Origin of the sequence: Lactobacillus gasseri ATCC 33323 = JCM 1131 (assembly GCF_000014425.1) — a bacterium.
Lineage (GTDB): Bacteria > Bacillota > Bacilli > Lactobacillales > Lactobacillaceae > Lactobacillus > Lactobacillus gasseri.
Map to the genome: position 1 here is coordinate 1,314,750 of NC_008530.1, position 23,220 is coordinate 1,337,969.

Sequence of the window (23,220 nt, forward strand, 5' to 3'; positions counted from 1 at the left end):
TTTTATGGTTTCATCTGCTATTTTAACGCAAGTTATAATGAAATTGCTATCATAATTAACAATTTAATTATTCTGCTCGCAAAAGATCTAACACTCCTTTTCTATTCAATATTAAAAAAATATCCTATCAATATTAAAAAAATATCCTATTAACTAAAGTTCCAGTTAATCTTTCGCTCAAACTCTTCATAAGGAAGTAGAGTGATTTCACCTAAGTTTATTCCCTCTGCTGGTGGACATTGTGCTTCTAAAGTAATTCCGTCATATTGACCAATATTATTTGCAATACCAGTATGATTAAAGTGGTTAGCTGTATAGGTGACAATTGCAGGAGCATTAGTTGTCATAACCATTTTATGTTTATCAGATGTTAAAATTGCTGCTGGTTGCATCCCATTTAAGATAAAAGGATGATCTAAGCCATTGCGTAATTTAATTTGACTATCATCACTACCTAAAGTTTCAGCTATTTTTTTACCTTGGCGAAAATCAAAAACCGTATTTTCAACACTTTGCATTCCTTGATTTGGTAGTCCATCTTTACCCACTGGTAAATAGTAGTCGGCTGCAAGTTGCAAGTTTAAATCAGTTGCTTTTTCACCCAAATTAAAATAGGTATGGTTTGCTGGATTAAAAATAGTCAATTGATCACTAACCGCTTCAAGCTTATATGACACATTATTTTTATTATCAAGTTTGTAAGTTACATGCAATTTCATATTGCCAGGATAGCCATTGTCCCCATCTGAATCAAAAAGGAAAAGGTCAGCTTGAGACTCCTGATCAGAATTTTTTAATTTAAAATTCCAAACCTTCATATCAGTACCAATACCACCATGAATATGATTTTCTCCATCATTTTTAGGTAGTTGATAAATATGATTTCCATGCTTCCATTGTCCTAAACGAACACGGCCACAAATTCGGCCAACTGTTCCACCTAGAAAATTTCTTTCTTTTGAATAATCTTCTGGACTATTTAATGACAAAATCATATTTTCGCTATTAAGTAGAACTTTTTCTAAAGTTGCTCCGTAATTAAGAAGCTTAACTTTCATCCCATGATCATTTTCTAGGCTAATCTCGCATAGGTCTTGCCCATCTTTTACACCATATTTTATAAAACTTGTTTTCACTTTATTTGTCTACCTCGCTCACTAAAGCCTTAGTAAAGCTTTGCCAACCAGCTTCTCCATCTTTATTATTTTTAAAGACACCAGCGCATTCAAGAACTTGATCAAACACTTCAACTAAAGCCTGTTGCAATATGCTATTTACATTCTCTCTAGTAATCTGATGCTCTGCTTTAATTTTCTTAGCCCACTCAAGATGGCTATCAGCTATTTCATTATCTTCATTAAGTAAATATTTTTTAACTTCTTCTAGTTCTTTCTTAAGTCTTCCTGGTAGAATGGCCCTTCCCATAACTTCGATTAAGCCAATATTTTCTTTCTTAATGTGCCAAAGCTCAGCATGCGGGTGAAAAATTCCTAATGGATATTTATCACTAGTATTGTTATCACGAAGAACTAAATCTAAAACGAAATCTTCTCCTTCACGATGCATAATTGGAGTTACTGTATGATGTCTAGTTTCACCATCAAAAGCTTTAATTTGACGATCTTGGTCACTATAGTGATCCCAAAAATCAATAATCTTACTGCCCAAATCAATTAAATCTAAAGAATTTTTACTAGTTAAGCGTAAATCACTCATAGGCCAGTCAACTACTCCAGCTTTAACTTCTGGGTATTGATCAAAATTAATCACTTTTTTAATTTTCGCCTTCATCATTGGAAAGACATGACGGCCACCTTGATAGTGCTCGTGAGCGAGCATCGAGCCACCAACAATTGGCAAATCAGCATTTGAGCCAACAAAATATTCTGGTAGTTGTTTTTCAATATCTACTAAATTAATTAAAGTTTGCTGATTAATTATCATCGGAATATGCTTTTGATCTAAGAAAATACAATGTTCATTAAAGTAAGCATATGGTGAATACTGAAAGCCCCACGGACGGCCACCAATCATCATCCGAATTATTCGTAAATTACTACGTACATTCTTTCCATATCCGCCAACATAACCTTCATTTTCAAGACAAAGTGCACATTGAGGATACTTATTACCAGTACTATGAGCTGCAGCAGCAATCGCTTTAGGATCCTTTTCAGGTTTTGAAAGATTAATCGTAATTTCTAATTCATGATCCTTAGAGCTCTTTCCTGAAAAGACAATATTTTTAGCGATAGCTTCTTTTTTTACGTAATTATTATCAACGCAAAGCTTATAAAACCAATCAGTTGCTGTATTAGCAGATTTTTGCATTTTTTGCCAGAAAATTTCATTTACTTTTGAAGGCGTTGGCGTCTTTAAATCATATAACTTATCATTCAAAACTTCGCGTGAAGTATTGTCATCAGGGATAATTTTACGATCAACAGCCATTTGAACAAGTTGTTTTACTGACGATTGTTTTCCATCATATTCTTGATCATCATCGCCTACTAAAGCCTTGATCTTATTAATTACATATACACGATCTAATTCTTTATATGCTCCACTCGCAATGACTTCATCTGCAAATTTTTCAATAATCTTCATTTCTGTAGCCCCTTAAGCTTAAATTCTCTTAGTTCCATCTACAATTTCTGCATCATAGAAGCTTGCATCGTAACCAACAGCATCACGATAAATTTTTCCAACATTTTGCTTAAACTTTTCAGCTTCATCTTTTTTTACAATTGCAATGGCACTACCACCAAAGCCGCCACCAATCATTCTGGCACCCAATACACCATCTTGCTTCCAAGCTGCTTCAGCTAAAGTATCAAGTTCTTTACCAGTTACTTCGTAGTCGTAATGAAGAGAAATATGGGATGCATTGATTAAACGTCCTAGCTTTTCTAAATCATTATCTTCCATTGCTTTAGTTGCTCTGATAGTTCTACCATTTTCACTAACAGCATGACGAGCACGTTTTAACTCTGTCTCATCGTTAATTAAGTATGAATACTCATCAAAAGTATTGTCGTCAAGTTCACCTAAAGCCTTAATATCAAGTTTAGTTTGTAGCTTTGCTAAAGCATTGTGACATTCGCTAACACGATCATTATAGGCAGAATCTGCTAAAGTATGTTCTTTGTTAGTCGACATAATAATAATTTCGTAGTCACCTAACTTAAGTGGCTTATATTCATACTTCATTGTGTTGCAATCAAGGAAAATAGCACTATCTTTTTTCCCCATAATGCATGCAAATTGGTCCATAATTCCTGAGTTTAATCCCACGAATTCATTCTCAGTTTTTTGACCCAGTCTTGCTAAACTAGGGCGATCTACATCTAAATCAAATTCATCCTTTAAAATTATCCCCATTAACATTTCAATCGCAGCACTTGAAGATAAGCCTGATCCCGATGGTAAATTAGCTTTAACATATAGGTTAAAACCATGATTAATCTTTTCTCCATCTTCTCTTTGACGAAGGTAAGTAATCATTCCTTTAAAGTAATTAGCCCAAAAGCGATCATCTTTTTCTACTGAATCATCATTTAAATCAAATTCAACAATATCCCCATCGACATTACCTGAATAAAGACGAACTTTATTATCAGTCCTTGGGCCATAAACACCATAAACACCTAAACTAATTGCTGCTGGAAAAACATGACCACCATTATAATCGGTGTGTTCTCCGATTACGTTAATCCGACCAGGTGAGAAAAAGACATCTTTTCCTGCTTCACCAAATATTTCTTGATAGTCTTTCAGTAATTCATCTTTATTCATAATTTTTACCTCGTAAATCAATTATTTATTTGTAATCGTTTTCATTAATGATTATAAAACTATTTATCAATTTAGTAAATATATTTACTAAGTTTCATAATAAAAAGTGTATTGACCTATTTCAATACACTTAGTTAAAGCTCTTTCTTATAATTAAATTAGTATTCATCGTCACATGAACCTTGGGTAAATCTGAGTTGGTTATTCTCATCAGTAAAACAGAAATAGCTAATTTGCTCAAAGCAGTTTGATCAATATTATATGAAGTAAGCGGTGGTGAAATATATTTTGCTACTTCACTATTATTAATACTAATAATAGCAGTGTCTTTGGGAACCCTAATCCCTACCTCATTAAAGTATTGTAAAACCCCAACACTTAAGGTATCTGAAGCAATAATAAAGGCATCTGGTAAGTTTTTGCCTAATTTTTTAACTACTTCTTTTGCTAATTGATAACCATTCTTTACACTAACAATTCCTTTAGCAAAAACTTCATTTTTTTCTATTCCTTGTGTTTTACAAAATTCTGTAAATGTAATTTCACGAATATCGCGTTGAGGTTGATGGTCTAAAGTAAAGCTTTCAGCTCCAATATAGCCTAAGTTTGTGTATCCTCGGGCAATTAACTTCTTAATTGCATCTTGTACAGTTAATTCAAGATTAGGTTGAACTGAATCAAACAACTGTGGAGCTGGATTAATATCAATAAATACACCACTTGGTAAAACATTGTGCAATCTCTCTAGTTCTTTATAGTTAAGTTCAGCTGTACCTACTCCAAGAAAGCCCTGAAAAAGTGAAGCTTGCTTTATCAATTCATCTACTTTCGTAAATAATGTTATCTTAATTTCTTTTTCTGCAGCTACTTTGCTAATGGCATCACGTAAGAAAGAAAAATATTCATCCTGCAGTTGCTCATTTCCGTTTACACGGTAAAGCACAGCAATTTCTGGTTTCAGATTATTAACTTTATTACTGTTCTTTTTAAAATATCCCAATTCATTTGCAACCTTTAGAATTTTACTTTTTGTTTCAGAAGTAACTGAAAGACGTGGATCGTTACTTAATAAACGTGATACAGTTGCTGGGGAAAATCCAGATTTAGCAGCGATTTCTTTAATTGTTGTCATATGTCCACCACTTTTCTCTATTCACAAATACTTTATCACAGTCTTAAGAAATGTGCTATTACTAAATTATTTACTAATTAAATAAACTATTTATTTTCGTGCTATAATGTAATCGATTCCAAAAAATAATTAAGTAAAGGAGCACACCATGCGAGTATTAGTTATCGGTGGGGCCGGTTATATCGGCTCTCACGCTGTTAGAAAGTTAATTGAAGAAGGCAACGATGTCGTTGTCCTTGATTCTCTCTACACTGGCCACAGAAAGGCTGTTGACAAGAAAGCTAAGTTTTACCAAGGCGATATTGAAGATACTAATTTAGTAAGCAAGATCTTACGTGATGAAAACATTGATGCTGTAATGCACTTCGCCGCTTACTCATTAGTTCCTGAATCAGTTAAGAAACCATTGAAGTACTACGACAATAACGTTTCAGGTATGATTTCTCTTCTGCAAGCAATGGACGACGCTAAAGTTAAGTACTTAGTATTCTCATCTTCTGCTGCAACTTATGGCATTCCAAAGACATTGCCAATTACTGAAGATACACCGCTTGATCCAATCAATCCATACGGTGAAACTAAGATGATGATGGAAAAGATTATGCACTGGGCTGACAAGGCTGACGGCATTAAGTCAATTGCTCTGCGCTACTTTAATGTGGCTGGCGCTTCAAGCGATGGTTCAATTGGTGAAGACCATGGTCCTGAAACTCACTTAATTCCAAACATCTTAAAGAGTGCTATTTCTGGTGATGGCAATTTCACTATTTTTGGTGACGACTATGACACTAAAGACGGTACTAATGTCCGCGACTATGTTCAAGTTGAAGACTTAATTGACGCTCACATCTTAGCACTTAAGCATGTAATGGAAACTAACAAGTCTGATGTCTTTAACTTAGGTACTGCTCAAGGTTACTCAAACTTAGAAATCCTTGAAGCTGCTAAGAAAGTTACTGGCATTGACATTCCTTACACTATTGGACCAAGAAGAGGTGGAGATCCTGATTCCTTAGTTGCTGACTCAAGCAAGGCTCGTAAAGTCTTAGGCTGGAAGCCAAAGCATGAAAATGTTGACGATGTAATCGCAACTGCTTGGAACTGGCACAAGAGCCACCCAAAGGGTTACGAAGATAAGTAAAGGTAATATTTTATAACACACATTTTTATTTTACATACACAAAAAGCTGTCTATCAATAAATTAACGATAGACAGCTTTTTTTTGATTTACTTTTCATTTAAGCCTTGGTAGTAATTATATACTTCTTGACCAGCAATACTTCCCTCACCAACTGCAGTTGCAATTTGACGAAGTTCTTTAGCACGAACATCACCTAAGGCAAAAATGCCCTTCACTTTAGTACGCATATTGTTATCTGTCAAAATCCAGCCTTGTTCATCTGTAATACCAAGATCTTTAAAAGCAGCAGTTTGTGGTTGAATACCAACATAGATAAACACCCCAGCAACCTTAACTTCTTTTTCTTCACCAGTTTCTTTATCTTTATATTTGACCGCAGTTACTTTATTACTATCGCCGACAATTTCTTCAGTTTGAGCATTCCAGATAAACTTCATTTTATCGTTTTCAAAAGCCTTCTTTTGCAATTCGGCCTTGGCACGAAGTTGATCACGACGATGAATAACAGTTACAGACTTAGCAGATTGAGCCAAATATAGTCCCTCTTGAATAGCTGAGTCACCACCGCCAATTACTGCAACATCTTCGTCTCTAAAGAAAGCAGCATCACAAACAGCACAATAAGATACGCCTTTTCCAGCATATTCTTCTTCTCCTGCAACGCCAAGATGCTTATGAACTGCTCCGGTTGCAATAACTACTGCAGCCGCTTCATATTCACCTGAATCAGTCTTAATAATCTTTTGATTACCATCCTGCTCAATTTTTTGTACATCGCCATAAGCAAATTCAGCCCCAGCGTTCATAGCAGTTTGATACATCTTCTCGCCTAATTCAGGACCTTGAATATCAACAAAACCAGGATAATTATCAATACCAGCTGTATTATTCATCTGACCGCCATAAATTCCGCGATCAAGAATGACAACTTTTAAGTTAGCCCGAGCAGCATATAATGCAGCAGTTAATCCACCAGGACCAGCTCCAATCACAATTACATCATAATTTTTTCTCTCAGACATATTTTCGCCTCTATTCTTACTTTTTGTAAGTATATATTACTATGAGAAAATAAAAATTGCAATCCTTTTGCTTAAAGTTGAATTTCAGGCTTTGGAGTTCTTCCCATCATTTGTTTAATCTCATCTTCAACATTTGCGTTTTCATATAGAACACGATAAATTGCTTCACTAATTGGCATATCAATATTCTTTTCTTGAGCTAATTCGTGAACAGCTTTAACAGTAGTAGCTCCTTCAACAACTTGTCCCATATTCTCTAAGACATAATCTAAGCTCTTACCTTCACCAATTTGCTTACCTGCACGCCAATTACGAGAGTTAACTGAAGTACAAGTAACGATCAAATCACCAATACCAGACAAACCTGAGAATGTCATTGGTTTTGCGCCAAAATAATTTACGCCTAAACGTGTGATTTCTGCTAAGCCACGTGTCATTAAAGCAGCCTTAGCATCATCTCCATAGCCTTGTCCAACTAAGATACCAGCAGCAATTGCGATAACATTCTTAACTGCTCCACCTACTTCAACACCTACTAAATCATCATTAGTGTAAAAACGAACATAGTTATTTGAGAATACTTCTTGGATCTTCTTAGCATTCTCTTCGCTAGTTGAAGCACAAGCAATTGCAGTCAAATCTTTTTGAGCAACATTTTCAGCATGACTAGGACCTGAAATAGCTACAATTTTTTCACTATCATTTGGATAAATTTCTTCAGTTAAAATATCTGAAATTAATTTTTTGCTTCCTGGCTCAATTCCCTTAGTTGCAGTTACTAATAAAGGAGTAGCACCACTTTTATCTAATACTTTTCGTACATTCTTAGCAACAATTCGAACTGCCTTAGTTGGTAAAACAAACAAAACAATCTCCGCACCGTCTAATGCTTTTTCTAAATCTCCAGTAGCTGGTACATTAGGATTAAGTTTCCAATTTTTCATATAATGAGTGTTTGTATGGTGCTCATTGATTTCCTGATTAACGCTATCAATATTTCCATACAACACTACATCATTTCCATTATCAGCTAACATTGAACCAAGAACTGAACCCCATGATCCATTACCTAAAACTGCAATTTTTGCCATTTTCTTACCCAAACTTTCTATAAAAAATATTTCTTTCAATCTCTATTATACGGGTATTTTAATCCACTACCAGCTAAATACCATTTAGGTTTTATAACCTTTCGGCGATAAACCCAAAGAATAATTGCTCCAAAGAATAAAATCAAGCTTAACGCTTGTGAAACTCGAATCGTATTAGCAATATATAAACTATCCGTTCTCATTCCTTCAACAAAGAAGCGGACAGCAGCATACCAAATCACATAACTAAAAAAAACTTCCCCCCGTTTAAACAAATGTTTTCTATGCCTTAAACTCAAAATCAAAATTAAACCAACTAAATTTAAAGCCGATTCATATAAATAAGTTGGTTGATAATATGAACCATCAATATACATTTGTTGAATAATGAAGTGCGGCAAATGTAAACTTTCTAAAAATGATAAGGTAGTTTTAGCACCATGTGCTTCCTGATTCATAAAATTCCCCCATCGTGCAATTACTTGCGCAGCCATCACACCAGGAGCAATAATATCAAGCATCAAAAACGGGGGAAGCATTCTTTGATGACAAAAAACTAATAACACGATTAAGCCAGCTATCAAACCGCCATAAATAGCAATTCCACCATTCCAAATAGCAATTATTTGATCGGGATGTTGTGAAAAATATCCCCACTCAAAAACTACATAATAGATTCGCGCACCAATAAAGCCAATTGGAACTGCCCAAAGAAGGAAATCAATGAAGTCATCAGGCATAATTTGTCTTTTTTTTCCTTCATTAATTGCCATTAAAGTAGCAACCAAAACCCCAGTAGCCATTAAAATGCCATACCACTTAACCTGAATGGGCCCTAAATTAAAAGCTACTGGATTTAAAGCTAAACTCATTTCTTACTTTCACCTTCGTCTTTTTTCGAATTATCTGAAATTAATTCAGTAAGATTTTGCTCAAATTTCTGACTTGCATCATAGCCCATTTTCTTAGCTCTAAAGTTCATCGCAGCAACTTCAATAATAATTGCTAGATTTCGTCCAACTTTAACAGGAACCGTTACTTGAGGTACGTCTACTTCAAAAATTTCACGTGTCTTTTCATTAAAGCCCAAGCGATCATAGTTAGCTTTTGGATCCCAATTTTGCAAGCAAATTATTAATTGTATCTCAGTACTATCCTTAACTGCACCAGCACCAAAAAGATTCATCACATCAATAATTCCAATTCCGCGAATTTCCATTAAATGTTTCAAAATCTTGGGAGCTTCACCAACTACAGTCTTATCATCTTTTTGGTAAACATCAACTCGATCGTCTGCAATTAAACGGTGTCCTCTTTTAACTAAGTCTAAGGCTGTTTCTGACTTACCAACACCAGAATTTCCAATAATCAAAACACCCATGCCGTAAATTTCTACTAAAACACCGTGAATACTCTTTCTTGGCGCTAATTTTTCATCTAAAAACTGGGTAATCACACTTGATAAATGCGTTGTAGCCATATTGCTAGAAAAAACAGGGATCTTTTCTTTTTCAGCAGCTTCAAGCATTTCGGAAGGAATTGGCAGACCACGAGACACAATAAAACAAGGAGTCTCAGGAGTAGCCATCTTATTAAAAACACGTTCACGTAAATCATGGTCTAACCGTGCACTATAAGAAATTTCAGTTCTTCCTAAAAGCTGAATCCGATTTTTAGGATAAAAGTCGAAATATCCTGTTAATTCTAACCCCGGACGTGAAATATCTGAAGTATCAATTAACTTTTGACTTAAATATTCTTTTCCTTCAATAATCTTAAGTGAAGGTACATCTTTTACTAATTCGCTAACTTTAACTGCTTCAACCATTTTTATTGTCCTCTTTATCTTCTACGTCTTTGACTGAAACATTTCGTGCTTTCTTTCGCTTTTGATTATTGTTAGTCGGCTGCACTGGATTATGAATACCAGAATCAGTTGAATCTTTTTTATTACCTGAAAACTTAGCTATTAACCAAATTATCAAAACAACGATTAGTGCGGCCGGTAAAAGTCCAATAAAGAACTTAAACACGGAAAATAAGATACTCAGAATAACTAATGCAGCTAATACCAATATTAAAATAGTTACAAATCCCATAAGCTTTTTTCCTTAACATTTAGTTTGGATTTTTTTGACTTAAAAGCCACTGTAAATACGCATAGATAAAATCATCTAATTTCCCATCCATTACGCCATTCACGTCACTTGTTTCAAAATTAGTTCGATGGTCCTTCACCATATTATAAGGATGAAAGACATATGAACGAATTTGAGAGCCAAAACCAATTTCTTTTTGATTACCTTTGAGTTCTTCTGTTTGTTTCTTCTTTTTTTCCTCTTCTAGCTGGAACAATTTTGCACGCAACATATTCATTGCAGTTTCTCTATTTTGCAATTGAGAACGTTGCGCTTGTGATGATGTAACAATTCCAGTAGGTAAGTGAGTAATTCTAACAGCACTTGAAGTCTTGTTAATATGTTGACCACCTGCACCGCTTGAACGATAAACATCAATCCTTAAATCATCTGGATTAATATCAACTTCAATGCTCTGATCAATCTCAGGTATAACCTCAACCGAAGCAAAAGATGTGTGTCGTCTTTTAGCGGAATCAAAGGGAGAGATTCTGACTAGCCGGTGGACACCATTTTCCGACTTAAGTAATCCAAAAGCATTCTTACCTTGAATTCTGACACTTACACTTTTAACTCCTGCTTCTTCACCAGGTTCATAATCTTCGATTTCAAATTTCAAATTATGATTAGCTGCATAGCGTTGATACATTCTTAAAAGCATGTCAGCCCAATCCATGGCTTCTGTACCACCTGCACCAGGGTGGATTTCCATTAAAGCATTATGTTGGTCATATTTATCTGATAACAATAATGATAATTCATAATCATGAAAACTTTGTGATAATGAAAACATTTCTTTAGATAGTTCTTCACTTAACTCGGGATCTGGATCAGCTTTAAGTAATTCTAAGGCTGTCTGAGCATCTTCAAACTTCTCTTCTAGTCGTTTAAAATTTTCACTCTTTTCTTTCATCCGATTAGTTTCATTAATTAAACTTTGTGCTTGTTCTTGATCATCCCAAAAACCAGGTTCTGCCATTTTCTGTTCATTGATTGCAATACCCTCGTTTAACGAATCAAAGTCAAAGAGACCTCCTAAAATGCTCTAACTTAGGATTTAATTCATTTAATTTTGCTTGGATTTCACTAATCTCCATTTTTATATTCCTCACATCATCTAAATCACTTTTACTTTAATAATAGCAAAAAAGAGAGACATTATCTGCCTCCCTTTATTTTATCGACTAATGTTTTGTCGTATTTGAGCCTTCATGAATAGACGGGTGGCATCAAATTCGATATCACTGATCATTTCTTCAAACATTCTATAGCCTGCTTCTTGATATTCAACTAATGGATTAAGTTGTCCATATCCTCTCAAACTAATAGATTGACGTAATTGATCCATCGCATCAATATGATCAGTCCAGCGTTCATCTACGACACGCAAAATAACAACTTTTTCAAATTCTAGCATTTGCTCAGGATCAGCCAGTTGTTTTTCTTTTTCGGCGTAATTATCTTCGGCAATCTTGTAAAGACGCTTTTTCAGTTCTTCAGCACCTAAGTGCTTAATATTAAGTTTCTTAGTAGTTTCTTCATCAGTAATGGCCGATGAAATAAAGTCTCTTAATTGATCGTTACGCCAATCCTTTTTATCACCTTGCGTGTACATATCAACTTGATGATCGATAGTTCGTTTAATCATTGGCATTAACACAGGTTTCAATGTTTTTTCTTCAGAAATAACCTGCATTCTTTCCCCATAGATAATTTCACGCTGAGTACGCATAACATCATCATACTGCAAGGTCTGCTTACGAGTATCATAGTTATTACCTTCAACACGTTTTTGCGCTGATTCAACTTGTTTAGTGATCATACGTGATTCAATTACTTTATCATCATCATTATCAGAAATTCGATCAAGGAATAATTTTACTCGATCCCCGCCAAAGCGCTTCATTAAATCGTCTTCTAGAGAAAGATAAAATCTTGTTACACCAGGATCACCCTGTCGACCAGATCTACCACGTAGCTGGTTATCAATACGACGAGATTCATGACGTTCAGTACCAATAACTGCCAAGCCACCTAACTCTTTTACACCAGGCCCTAACTTGATATCAGTACCACGACCTGCCATGTTAGTAGCAATAGTTACTGCTCCTCTTTGACCAGCATTCATAATAATTTCTGCTTCTTTAGCATGATTCTTGGCATTCAAAACAGCATGTGGAATACCAGCTTGATCAAGCATTTTACTTAAGCGCTCAGAACTTTCAATCGCCACAGTACCAACCAAAACAGGTTGTCCTTTAGCGTGTCGCTCCTTAATTTCCTTTACTACAGCTTCAAATTTAGAATCTAAAGTTGGATACAAAATATCAGGTAAATCTTTACGAGCAATTGGACGGTTAGTTGGAATAGTAATTACTTCCATGTTATAAATTTCACGGAATTCTTCTTCTTCTGTTTTAGCTGTACCTGTCATACCCGCAAGTTTTTTGTACATTCTAAAGAAGTTCTGGTAAGTAATGGTTGCTTGAGTCTTTGATTCTTCTTGAATCTTAACTCCTTCTTTAGCTTCGATTGCTTGGTGAAGTCCATCAGAATAGCGACGTCCTTCCATTACACGTCCAGTAAAGGAATCAACGATCATGACTTCGCCATTTTGAACTACATAGTCAATATCTTTTAACATAATGTAGTTAGCTCTTAACGCTTGGTCAATATGGTGAACTAAAACTTGATTGTCAATATCATATAAGTTCTTTAAGCCGAAATGTTCACAAGCCTTTTTAATTCCTTGATTGGTCAAATTAATAGTTTTAGTTGGCCAATCAATCTTGTAATCACCGTGATCTTCATCATCATCCGCATCATCATCACTTTTATCTTCAGTTAAAGTCTTAACAAAACGGTCTGCACGAATATATTCACTATTAGCTTGCTCAGCTTGTCCAGAAATAATTAAAGGTGTTCTAGCTTCATCGATTAAAATTGAGTCAACCTCATCGATAATCGCATAGTTAAGCGGACGTTGTACCATTTGATCCTTGTAGACAACCATGTTATCTCTTAAATAATCAAATCCTAACTCAGAGTTAGTGGAGTAAGTAACATCGCAGTTATAAGCGTCTCGCTTTTCATCAGCAGACATAGAATTAAGGTTTAAACCTACAGTCAAGCCAAGCCACTTATATAGTTGGCCCATTTCACTTTCGTCACGGCTTGATAAATATTCGTTAACCGTTACAACATGAACGCCTTTACCTGTTAAAGCATTTAAATAAACAGGTAAAGTAGCTGTTAGGGTTTTACCTTCACCAGTCATCATTTCTGCAATATTACCGTAGTGAAGTGCAATACCACCAATGATCTGAACACGGAAAGGATATAATCCTAAAACTCTCTTAGCTCCTTCACGTGCTGTTGCAAAAGCTTCTGGTAAAAGATCGTCTAACGTCTCGCCCTTTTCTAAACGCTTACGAAATTCAGGTGTCTTTGCTTGTAATTGTTCATCAGACAATTTCTCATATTCATCTGCTAAAGATTCTACCTTAGTTGCTAATTTTTCAAATTTTTTTAATTCTCTTCTGTCATTGTCATAAATTTTTTTAAGAATATTAGCCATTTAATCGGTCCTTAAGTTTAAATTTTGTGCACAAATCTAAAATAATACTATGTAATTTTAACATTAATTTGGAAAAATGAGAAACCTACTATTGCAAGAAAAAGCCTCTTAAGCTAATTCACTACTTAAGAGACTATCAATTGATAAGATTATTTTAATTATTCGTTAGTTTCAATTAAGCCATAACGACCATCATTTCTGCGATATACAATACTTGTACCGTTAGTATCTGCATCTTCAAAAACAAAGAAGTCATGCCCCAATAAATCCATTTGCAAAACTGCTTCTTCTGCATTCATTGGCTTCAAATCTAAGTGCTTGTTACGAACAATATCAAATTCCTTAGGAGTCTTCTTTTCTTCTTCTAAGTCTTCATAGAAGAAGTCCTTCAATCCCTTTTCACGGCTCTTTCTATTAATACGAGTCTTGTATTTTCTAATTTGACGCTCTAATTTTTCAGAAACAAAGTCAATACTCTTGTACATATCATCAGTTGTATCTTCAGCACGTAAAACTAAATATGGAAGTGGAATTGTCACTTCGACCTTAGCAGTGTGGTCTGGGTAAACTTTTAAATTGATATGAGCAATCACATCAGAATTAATTTCGAAGTACTTTTCGAGCTTATCCAATCTCTTTTGAACATAATCTCTTAAGGCATCAGTAACTTCGATATTTTCTCCACGAACATTGTATTTTAACATTGTAGATTCTCCTTCCAACGTCTTATGACGTTTTTCTTTACACATCTAGTATAGCAAATTGTAAGCGGTTTTACTAATCATTTATCTACTAATTGTAAAACTATTTATTTTACAATTAGGATAAGCTTCTAATAACGCATCCCGAGCATGATATAATGTCCGTCCCGTTGTATAAATATCGTCTAACAACAAAATCTTTCCTCGGACATTTTTGTTTCTAATTGCTGAAAATGTCTGCTTAGTTAACAACCGCTCTTGTCTATTCTTTTCACCTTGAGCCTTTTTAGTATCCGCCTTAACCAATAAATCTGTCAAAGGAACTAGATTTTGATAAACAGAAGAAATTGTTTCAAATCCTCTTTTTCGTAAATGGCTGGGAGAACTAGGAATCGGGACATAATAATCAGCTTTTGGCAAAGAATTAACTAATTCAGCCAGTACATGACTCAAGACATAGTCGCCATAGCGTTTATACTGTACCATCAAATCATGAAAAGCTTCATTATATTGATATATAGCTTTATTGTCTAATAAATTGCCTGAGTATTTTTGTTGCCATATAACACAATCAGAGCACAATTCTTTTTTATTTATTTCTTTATTACAGCCTGAACATACGAGACCTCTCTTTTTAGTAAACTTTTGTAAGCAATCAGAACAGGCAAACTTTTCTTTAGGTTTAGCAAATGAAAAAATTCTTTCGTAATTAATTTGTCTCCTAAAGTTAGAATTACACAGTAGACATTTGCTCATCTATTCATCATCCTAATCTGTTTCATCGCTTCTTGGATACTTTTAGTATATTTGTGATAACAAAATAAGACTAATCCATCTCGATCATCAGCACTTCTCCCCACTCTTCCTGCAATCTGAACTAAGCTCGGCGTATTATAAATTGGATCATCAGCAGCAATTACGATTACTTGAACATGCTTAAAAGTTACTCCTCGTTCTAAAATCGTTGTTGTCAACAAAATATCTGTTTCTCGCCTGCGAAAACTAGCAACTTTTGCTTGTCGATCCTTATCGCCGGCATATACACTAACAATTTTACTTGTTTTAAAAATTGAGCTTAAATACTTTTCGTAAGTTGACAATTCTTTAATTCGTGGGACAAATATTAAAAGTGGCTTTTTCATATCAAGGATTTTCTTAATTTGCTTAATCAAAGTCGGGTGAACTTTTCCCTTATTTGAAATATAAGACTTAAAAAAATATTTTTCTTTAGGTACTGGCAACAATCCTTGATGAAACCGCCTTTTAAGCAAAGAATAATTTATTGTTTTATTCTTCGCTTGTCTTAATAACTTGGAATCCGGCGTTGCTGTTAGAAAAAAAGTGCAACCCACTTTCTTTACTGCGTTTTCTGCCGCAAAATGCAACATCTTATTTTCATAAAAGGGAAAAGAATCTACCTCATCAATTACAATTAAGTCAAAAGCTTGATAAAACTTTAAAAGTTGGTGTGTTGTACAAATCACGAATTGCTCATCCCTCACTTCGTGATGTTCACGTCCATGATATTTGCCAATTTTCACGTTTTCAAAAGCTGCTTGAAAACGTGGAAACAATTCGTCAACTACGTCAATTCTTGGTGTAGCGATCGCTATTCGGAAACCACCTTTTAAAGCTTCTTCTACTACCTTAAATAACATTTCAGTCTTACCAGCCCCAGTTACTGCGTGAATTAAATGATTACGCCTTTCTTTAAAAGAATTTACTAATTCCCTGGAGATCAATTCTTGCTGTTCAGTTAATGTTTCCCTCCAGCTTAATGGCGTAAGTATTTTAGGATAATTACCATTCTCAACATTTCGCTCTAGTTCATCCCCTTCTGTTATTCTCCCTAGTCCAATACACTCTCGGCAATATCGTCGCCCATCTGGTAATTTTGATACTGCTTTGGTATTACACCGCTGACAAATTCCATTTATCATTGCAGGAACTTTTGTCGTTTCGCCGTTTATGTTATGGTTATTCTGATCAGATATCCACTGGCGTCCTTTTAATTTGGTCATCAATATCACCCTATGTTAATTACGCACTTGGAGGCGATTTTTTGTCATCAAAACAATTAAATTATTTAACAATTAGTAAAGCTGGTCAGCATGAACTAATTATTAAGAAAAGTAAATTTATTTGTTCTTTAGCCCGTACTAAAACGGTTGAAGAAGCTCAAGAATTTATTGAGCAAATTTCTAAAAAATATCATGATGCTACTCACAATACTTATGCTTATACTCTTGGATTAAACGATAACCAAGTTAAAGCAAGTGACAATGGTGAACCTTCAGGAACGGCTGGAATTCCAGAACTTAAGGCTCTACAACTGATGAAGTTAAAAAATGTAACAGCAGTTGTCACCCGATATTTTGGCGGAATTAAGCTAGGAGCCGGTGGCTTAATTCGCGCTTATTCTAATTCCGTAACTGAGGCTGCACAAAATATTGGTGTTGTTAAGTGCGTTATGCAGCAGCGAATTCAATTTTCAATTCCATATAATCGAATTGACGAAATCAATCATTATTTAGAAGAAAATCGAATTTCAATCGCTAACCAAGAATATACTACGAATGTCACTATTCAAATTTATCTAGACTTAGATCAAATTCAAAAAGTTGAAGATGACTTAATTAATCTATTATCTGGAAAAGTAGAATTTAATAAACTAGATCAAAGATTCAACGAAATTCCTGTTACTGATTTCAACTTTCATGAGCAATAAAAAAGATTTACGTTAATATCAACGTAAATCTTTTTTATCTGTATTCTTTCTGTTTAATCGTCTAACCTTTACTTCAGGGTCCGCACGTTCCATTTTATTAATAGTTCGTTGCAAGAAATGCAGAAGCGGCTTATATTTTTCACCCAATAATCCAATAGTCTCAACAAAAAGTTCAACTGCAAACAATAAGCCTAGAATTAATAACCAAATTCCCCATCTAGGTGAAACTAATGAAAGAAGTGACACAAAAGAAAAAATAAGTGAAATCCCATAAATGGCTAAGACTGTTTGACGGTGTGTCAATCCCATTCGCATTAACTGATGATGCAAATGGTGCTTATCAGCCTGAGAAATATTCTTCTTATTCAATTTTCTGCGGATCATTGCATACACTGTATCAGTAATTGGAACACCTAAAATAAGAATTGGCACTAATAACGATACAAAAGTTACATTCTTTAGTCCTTTTAAAGAAAAGACCGAAATCATAAAACCAATATACAGCGCACCTGTATCTCCTAAAAAAATCTTAGCAGGGTGGAAATTATATGGTAGAAATCCTAATAAGCAAGCTGCTAACATAATACACATAATTGGAACATAGTGCTGCCAACTTTTTAGAAAGAAAAAGCCTACAATTCCCATCGTTACAAGAGAAATCAAAGTAACGCCAGTAGCTAGGCCATCGAGACCATCAATTAGATTAACAGCATTAGTTAAAGCTAAAATCCAAAAAATCGTCAGGGGAAAACTCCACCAACCTAGTTGAAGATGACCCAATAATGGCAAGCTTAATTCTCTAACTTTAATTCCAGCTAAAAAGTACACAACTAGGGACGCTATAAAGATTCCAAACATTTTTTGTCTGGGTTTTAGTTCTAAAATATCGTCAATTAATCCAGTCAAAATGATGACACTAGATGCTAGTAATACGGAAAAAAGCTCGTGAGTGGGGAAATCTTTCCTCAGCAAAACGAACTCTCCAATATTAAAAGCTACAAAGATCGCTAACCCGCCAATAGTTGGCATTGGCTTCTTATTAATTCGGCGAGCATTTGGATTATCAACTGCACCTAATACGAAAGCTAATTTTCTAATAAAAGGAGTTATAGCAGCAGTAATAATTACTAATAAGAATATTTTTACAATTGTTTGAAACATAACAATCTACTTTCTTAAACTTCTTTTTCTCATTATACCTAGACCCCAATCTAAACACAATAAAGCAATAAACAAAAAAGACGAATCTTAAGATTCGTCTTTATTTTGCTATTGCAACAGCACGTTTTTCTCGAATAACTGTAACTTTAATGTTACCAGGATATTCCATATCTTGTTCAATTTGGTTTTTAATGTCATGAGCAAGAATAGTAGTTCGAGCATCCGAAATTTTATCAGGCTCGACCATCACTCTTATTTCACGACCTGCTTGAATTGCATATGCTTGCTTTACACCAATATGTCCTTTAGCTATTGTTTCCAGTTGCTCTAAACGACGAATATAATTTTCTAGGGATTCGCTTCTAGCGCCTGGACGAGCTGAAGAAATTGTATCAGCAGCCACAACTAGTTCTGCAATAAATGATAATTTAGGAACATCATCGTGGTGAGCAGCAATCGCATTCACAACCAAATCTGGTTCATGATACTTCCGTGCAAGTTCAACACCAATTTCTACATGGGATCCTTCAATTTCATGATCAATTGATTTCCCAATATCGTGTAATAATCCCGCGCGTACCGCTATTTTTTCGTCTAAACCAAGTTCAGCAGCCATAACACCAGTTAATTTACCCACCTCAATAGAATGAGATAAAACATTTTGTCCATAAGACGTACGATACTTTAAGCGTCCCAAAATTTTTACTAATTCTGGATGCATCTTATGAATTCCAAGCTCCATTAAAGCGCTCTCTCCAGCTTCGTAAATATCATCATTCACTTCTTTACGAGCTCGATCAACCATTTCTTCAATCCGTGCTGGGTGAATCCGGCCATCCTTAATCAAACGCTCTAATGCTCTTTTCGCAATTTCACGTCTAATTGGATCAAAACCACTTAAGACCACTACATCCGGTGTATCATCAATAATCACATCTACACCAGTTAAAGCCTCAAATGAGCGAATATTCCTACCTTCACGACCGATGATACGACCTTTCATATCATCGTTTGGTAAATTAACTACTGAAACAGTCTTTTCAGAAACTGTATCAGCTGCACTACTTTGAATTGCATCGACAATTACTTTACGAGCAAAATGATCTGCTTTTGCCTTAGCAAGTTGATTACTTTCTTCAATCATTTCTGCTCTCTCTTTAACCAATTGGTCAGAAAGCTTATCTAAAACGATCTTTTTAGCATCTTCTTGACTTAACTCTGCAACTTCATAGAGCTTCTGCTCTCGCTCGGTCACTAATTGATCAGCTCTTTTTTCTTTTTCTAAAACTTGAGCCTGCAATTTTTTAATTTGGTTTTCCTTTTGTGTGAGTTGTGAATCTTTTTGATCCAACAAACTATCTTTATGATCAATAGCATCTTCACGTTGCAGTAAGCGATTTTCTTGTCGAGAAACTTCTTGTCGCCGCTCATTCAATTCATTATCTACTCTTTCACGATAATGATGAATTTCTTCTTGGGCTTCCAAGATTTTCTCTTTTTTCGCATCAGCTGCGGCTTTCTTCATTGCTTCTTGTTGAGAAGCAAGATCAGCCTCTACAGCTTTAGCCTTACTTTCTGCATCTGCCAAGATGTGTTTTGCATCATGGGCTGCATTCTGAGCTTGAGTCTCCCATTTATTCTTACGAAGACTATAACCCGCACAACCTCCAACTAAGACAGAAACAATAGCGACAGCAACAGGAACTAAAATTGTATTTATCATATCTTTTACTATCGCCTTTTTTATAGAATTATTTCACACATTATTAATAATAAAAGTATCCGGAAGTGATGTCAATCATACAAAAAACCTTGACTTTTAAAAGCCAAGGTTTAATTGTATTTGTTTACTAGTTTTTTTTGCTTTTCTCATTGGAAGCATCATCTTTTGCGGCTGCTGCTTCCTTCTCCTGCTTTATTTTTTCGGGGTTTTCACGTTCTTCAATAGCTTTAGCATCAATTCCATATGCTTTACGTACTTTTTCTTTCACTTCATCGTACACATCTGGGTGCTCTTCAAGATACTGCTTAGCATTCTCACGCCCTTGACCAATTCGATCATCACCATATGAATACCAAGAACCAGCTTTCTTAATGATATCCTTGTCAGCAGCCATATCAATCAATTCACCAGTTTGAGAAATTCCTTTACCGTACATGATATCAACTTCTGCCACTTTAAATGGTGGAGCAACCTTGTTCTTAACAACCTTTAGCTTAACGCGGTTACCAATTACATCAGATCCTTGCTTGATCTGTTCCGCACGACGAACTTCTAATCGAATAGTAGAATAGAACTTTAAAGCACGACCACCAGGGGTAGTTTCTGGATTTCCAAACATAACACCAACTTTTTCACGAATTTGGTTAATGAAAACAGCAATTGTCTTCGTTTTAGAAATATTTCCAGAAAGTTTACGCAAGGCCTGACTCATTAATCTTGCCTGTAAACCAACATGAGAGTCTCCCATATCTCCATCAATTTCAGCCCGTGGTACCAAAGCAGCAACTGAATCCACAACCAAAATATCAATTGCACCACTGGCAATCAAAGTATCTGCAATTTGCAAACCTTCTTCACCAGTATTTGGTTGAGATAAAATTAATGAATCAATATCTACACCTAACGCCTCAGCATAAGCTGGATCCATAGCATTTTCAGCATCAATGTATGCAGCTGTTCCTCCACGTTTTTGGACTTCTGCAACAGCGTGAAGTGCTACAGTGGTTTTACCAGAACTTTCTGGTCCATATACTTCAATAATTCGTCCACGTGGATAACCACCAACTCCAAGAGCAGCATCCAAAGCTAGTGAACCGGAAGGAATAGTGGAAATTTGAGTGTCTACTTTTTCACCCATACGCATAACTGCGCCTTTTCCAAAGTCTTTTTCAATCTTCTTTAAGGCAATATCTAAGGCCTTCTTTTTATCATCTTTAGCCAAATCTCTTCCTCCTTATTCATTTACAATAATTATACTTGGTTTGACTACCTAAAAGCAAGAGAAATACGAACTGACGTTCAATTATTATATTCCTCTAATTTTTATTACGCAAAGTAACTTTATTTTTTTCAAAAAAAAGAAGCATCTCTGCTTCTTTTCGTTTTAAATTTCGCCTTTAAATACATCGCCACTTTGCTTAAAGTAATCATAACCTGAATAGATTGTAAAGATTAAGCAAATATACAATAAAATAGTACCGATGAAGTAAACATCACCAAGCAATAGGAAAATAATAGACAACATTTGCGTAGTTGTTTTAATCTTACCTGGCATTTTAGCTGCTAAAACTTGACCTTTATTCTCAGCCAAAATCAAGCGCAAACCAGTAACAGCTAACTCGCGGCAAACAATAATAGCCACTACCCATGCAGGAGCTAGATTTAAAGAAATTAAAAATACAAAAGCAGTCATTGTTAGCATCTTATCTGCTAATGGGTCAGCAAATTTTCCAAAATTGGTAACCAAATTTCTAGAACGAGCGATATGTCCATCTAAAAAGTCAGTTATTGATGCCACTGCAAAAATCACTGCAGCTAATACATGAGACCAGTAAATATGTGCACCTAAAATAGTTGCACCACCAGCAGGCCAGTTAAAGATTAAAACTAGCATAAAAACTGGAATCATAAAAATTCTAAACATAGTTAATTTATTTGGTAAATTCATTAACGGTTACTTTGACCTCCATTATTTTGATTGGTATTCGTTTGCCCTTGAGTGTTTTGAGTGTTTTGAGTACCTTGTCTATTTTGCGTATTTTGATTTTGTTGTGTTTGTGTATTCACATTATTAGTAGAACTTTGGCTAGTAGAACTACTTTGCTGAGTATTAGTACTTTGACTATTTTGTCCAGTAAAAGTAAATCTTATAGTCATTGGTGAAGCAGGATTAGTCGAATTACGTGCATTCACCTTCTTACCAGCTAAAGTTAAAGTAGTCGAAACGCTATTACCCATTTGTACAGAAACATTATTTACATTCTGCGGTAATTGAATTGAATGCTTACCACTTGCCTTTAATGTTCCTTGCCAAACTGAAGAACCATTAACTAAAATTTGTGCCCAAACTTCATTCTTAGTCGTTCCTAAAGTTAAAGTACGGTCATTCTTCATTCCGCTAACTCGATAACTATTATTACCTAAACTAACAATTTTAACTTCTGAAGTCTTAGCTTTTGGAGTTGATTTCTTCTTTGATGAAGTTTTAGATTTTGAAGATTTAATACGAGAAGAAGAAACAGTTACATTCTCAGCTTGATTTGCTGATTGTTGATTAGTTCCAGTAAAGAAACGAGTATAAACAATATAAACTACTAAAATTACTAAAACAACACCAACTACGGTTGCAATCTGAGGCAAGTAACTACGCCACATCCCTTTACGACTATTTGTAGTTTCTTTAATTTTTTCACTTTTATTGTCGATGGAATTTTCAACGTATTCTTCAGGCTTTGCTTCAGGAACCTCTGATTTATAGTCCGCTAATAGTTCTTTACCATTAAGACCAACTACATCGGCAAATTGTCTAATAAAGGCTCTAACATAAAAATCTCCTGGCAATTGATCAAAATCATTATTTTCAATTGCTGTAAGATATCTACGCTGGATCTTTGTTATTTTTTCAACATCTTCAATTGACATGCCCTTTGCCTTACGAGCACTGCGTAATTTATCTCCAATATCTGCCATAATATCCTCTCAACTTTTTGCAATAATTCAAATATGAGTA

The 23,220-nt window shown here is 34.9% G+C and carries 21 protein-coding genes; 2 read left to right on the top strand and 19 right to left on the bottom strand.

Going from position 1 to position 23,220, the window contains the following annotated elements:
- Positions 1-149 precede the first annotated feature (149 nt).
- The 4 genes from LGAS_RS06480 to LGAS_RS06495 form a co-directional block, all read right to left on the bottom strand.
- Positions 150-1,136 (bottom strand): aldose epimerase family protein, encoded by a 987-nt coding sequence (locus LGAS_RS06480; RefSeq protein ID WP_003647001.1) that lies wholly within the window; start codon positions 1,134-1,136, stop codon positions 150-152.
- A 1-nt stretch (position 1,137) separates the two neighbouring features.
- Positions 1,138-2,607 carry a UDP-glucose--hexose-1-phosphate uridylyltransferase gene (locus LGAS_RS06485; protein ID WP_003647000.1) on the bottom strand — a complete coding sequence of 490 codons (1,470 nt, stop codon included), beginning with the start codon at positions 2,605-2,607 and terminating at the stop codon, positions 1,138-1,140.
- 18 nt (positions 2,608-2,625) lie between these two features.
- A complete protein-coding gene (locus LGAS_RS06490) occupies positions 2,626-3,795 on the bottom strand; it encodes a galactokinase (RefSeq protein ID WP_003646999.1) in 1,170 nt (389 codons plus the stop codon).
- 130 nt (positions 3,796-3,925) lie between these two features.
- A complete protein-coding gene (locus tag LGAS_RS06495; RefSeq protein ID WP_003651442.1) occupies positions 3,926-4,927 on the bottom strand; it encodes a LacI family DNA-binding transcriptional regulator in 1,002 nt (333 codons plus the stop codon).
- Positions 4,928-5,075: 148 nt separating this feature from the next.
- On the opposite strand from LGAS_RS06495, the gene galE reads away from it, so the two are divergent.
- Positions 5,076-6,068 (top strand): UDP-glucose 4-epimerase GalE, encoded by a 993-nt coding sequence (gene galE, locus LGAS_RS06500; protein ID WP_003646820.1) that lies wholly within the window; start codon positions 5,076-5,078, stop codon positions 6,066-6,068.
- Positions 6,069-6,155: 87 nt separating this feature from the next.
- Here the strand turns inward: galE and trxB are convergent, their stop codons facing one another.
- The 10 genes from trxB to LGAS_RS06550 form a co-directional block, all read right to left on the bottom strand.
- On the bottom strand, positions 6,156-7,091 hold the full coding sequence (trxB, locus tag LGAS_RS06505) for a thioredoxin-disulfide reductase (protein ID WP_003646998.1): 936 nt from the start codon (positions 7,089-7,091) through the stop codon (positions 6,156-6,158).
- Between the two features lie 71 nt (positions 7,092-7,162).
- Positions 7,163-8,182 (bottom strand): NAD(P)H-dependent glycerol-3-phosphate dehydrogenase, encoded by a 1,020-nt coding sequence (locus LGAS_RS06510; RefSeq protein WP_003646997.1) that lies wholly within the window; start codon positions 8,180-8,182, stop codon positions 7,163-7,165.
- A gap of 35 nt (positions 8,183-8,217) precedes the next feature.
- Positions 8,218-9,054 carry a prolipoprotein diacylglyceryl transferase gene (gene lgt / locus LGAS_RS06515; protein WP_003646996.1) on the bottom strand — a complete coding sequence of 279 codons (837 nt, stop codon included), beginning with the start codon at positions 9,052-9,054 and terminating at the stop codon, positions 8,218-8,220.
- Positions 9,051-10,010, bottom strand: a complete 960-nt coding sequence (gene hprK / locus LGAS_RS06520; protein WP_003646995.1) for an HPr(Ser) kinase/phosphatase — start codon at positions 10,008-10,010, stop codon at positions 9,051-9,053. The genes lgt and hprK overlap by 4 nt, the downstream gene beginning before the upstream one ends.
- Complete coding sequence (locus tag LGAS_RS06525; RefSeq protein WP_003646994.1) at positions 10,003-10,281, bottom strand: hypothetical protein; 279 nt, start codon at positions 10,279-10,281, stop codon at positions 10,003-10,005. Before LGAS_RS06525 ends, hprK begins: the two co-directional genes overlap by 8 nt.
- A 19-nt stretch (positions 10,282-10,300) precedes the next feature.
- A protein-coding gene (gene prfB / locus LGAS_RS06530) for a peptide chain release factor 2 (RefSeq protein ID WP_115245365.1) occupies positions 10,301-11,417 on the bottom strand; the annotation gives its coding sequence in 2 pieces (ribosomal slippage) (positions 10,301-11,344 and positions 11,346-11,417; 1,116 coding nt in all).
- An 80-nt stretch (positions 11,418-11,497) separates the two neighbouring features.
- Positions 11,498-13,897, bottom strand: coding sequence for a preprotein translocase subunit SecA (gene secA / locus LGAS_RS06535; RefSeq protein WP_003646991.1), 2,400 nt, complete (start codon positions 13,895-13,897; stop codon positions 11,498-11,500).
- Positions 13,898-14,055: 158 nt separating this feature from the next.
- On the bottom strand, positions 14,056-14,601 hold the full coding sequence (hpf, locus tag LGAS_RS06540; RefSeq protein WP_003646990.1) for a ribosome hibernation-promoting factor, HPF/YfiA family: 546 nt from the start codon (positions 14,599-14,601) through the stop codon (positions 14,056-14,058).
- An 81-nt stretch (positions 14,602-14,682) separates the two neighbouring features.
- The gene (locus LGAS_RS06545) at positions 14,683-15,354 is read right to left on the bottom strand and encodes a ComF family protein (RefSeq protein ID WP_003646989.1); all 672 of its coding nucleotides are present in this window, start codon (positions 15,352-15,354) and stop codon (positions 14,683-14,685) included.
- Positions 15,351-16,619 carry a helicase-related protein gene (locus tag LGAS_RS06550; protein ID WP_003652668.1) on the bottom strand — a complete coding sequence of 423 codons (1,269 nt, stop codon included), beginning with the start codon at positions 16,617-16,619 and terminating at the stop codon, positions 15,351-15,353. The genes LGAS_RS06545 and LGAS_RS06550 overlap by 4 nt, the downstream gene beginning before the upstream one ends.
- Positions 16,620-16,660: 41 nt before the next feature.
- Between LGAS_RS06550 and LGAS_RS06555 the strand changes: the two genes are divergently transcribed.
- On the top strand, positions 16,661-17,326 hold the full coding sequence (locus tag LGAS_RS06555; RefSeq protein ID WP_003646987.1) for a YigZ family protein: 666 nt from the start codon (positions 16,661-16,663) through the stop codon (positions 17,324-17,326).
- Between the two features lie 18 nt (positions 17,327-17,344).
- On the opposite strand, the gene LGAS_RS06560 is transcribed toward LGAS_RS06555, so the two are convergent.
- The 5 genes from LGAS_RS06560 to LGAS_RS06580 form a co-directional block, all read right to left on the bottom strand.
- Positions 17,345-18,487 carry a glycosyltransferase family 4 protein gene (locus tag LGAS_RS06560; protein ID WP_003646986.1) on the bottom strand — a complete coding sequence of 381 codons (1,143 nt, stop codon included), beginning with the start codon at positions 18,485-18,487 and terminating at the stop codon, positions 17,345-17,347.
- Positions 18,488-18,587: 100 nt separating this feature from the next.
- The gene (gene rny, locus LGAS_RS06565; RefSeq protein ID WP_003646985.1) at positions 18,588-20,210 is read right to left on the bottom strand and encodes a ribonuclease Y; all 1,623 of its coding nucleotides are present in this window, start codon (positions 20,208-20,210) and stop codon (positions 18,588-18,590) included.
- A 127-nt stretch (positions 20,211-20,337) separates the two neighbouring features.
- A complete protein-coding gene (recA, locus tag LGAS_RS06570) occupies positions 20,338-21,432 on the bottom strand; it encodes a recombinase RecA (RefSeq protein WP_003652664.1) in 1,095 nt (364 codons plus the stop codon).
- Between the two features lie 162 nt (positions 21,433-21,594).
- Complete coding sequence (pgsA, locus tag LGAS_RS06575) at positions 21,595-22,158, bottom strand: CDP-diacylglycerol--glycerol-3-phosphate 3-phosphatidyltransferase (protein WP_003646983.1); 564 nt, start codon at positions 22,156-22,158, stop codon at positions 21,595-21,597.
- Complete coding sequence (locus tag LGAS_RS06580; protein ID WP_003646982.1) at positions 22,158-23,180, bottom strand: helix-turn-helix domain-containing protein; 1,023 nt, start codon at positions 23,178-23,180, stop codon at positions 22,158-22,160. The genes pgsA and LGAS_RS06580 overlap by 1 nt, the downstream gene beginning before the upstream one ends.
- Positions 23,181-23,220: the final 40 nt, after the last annotated feature.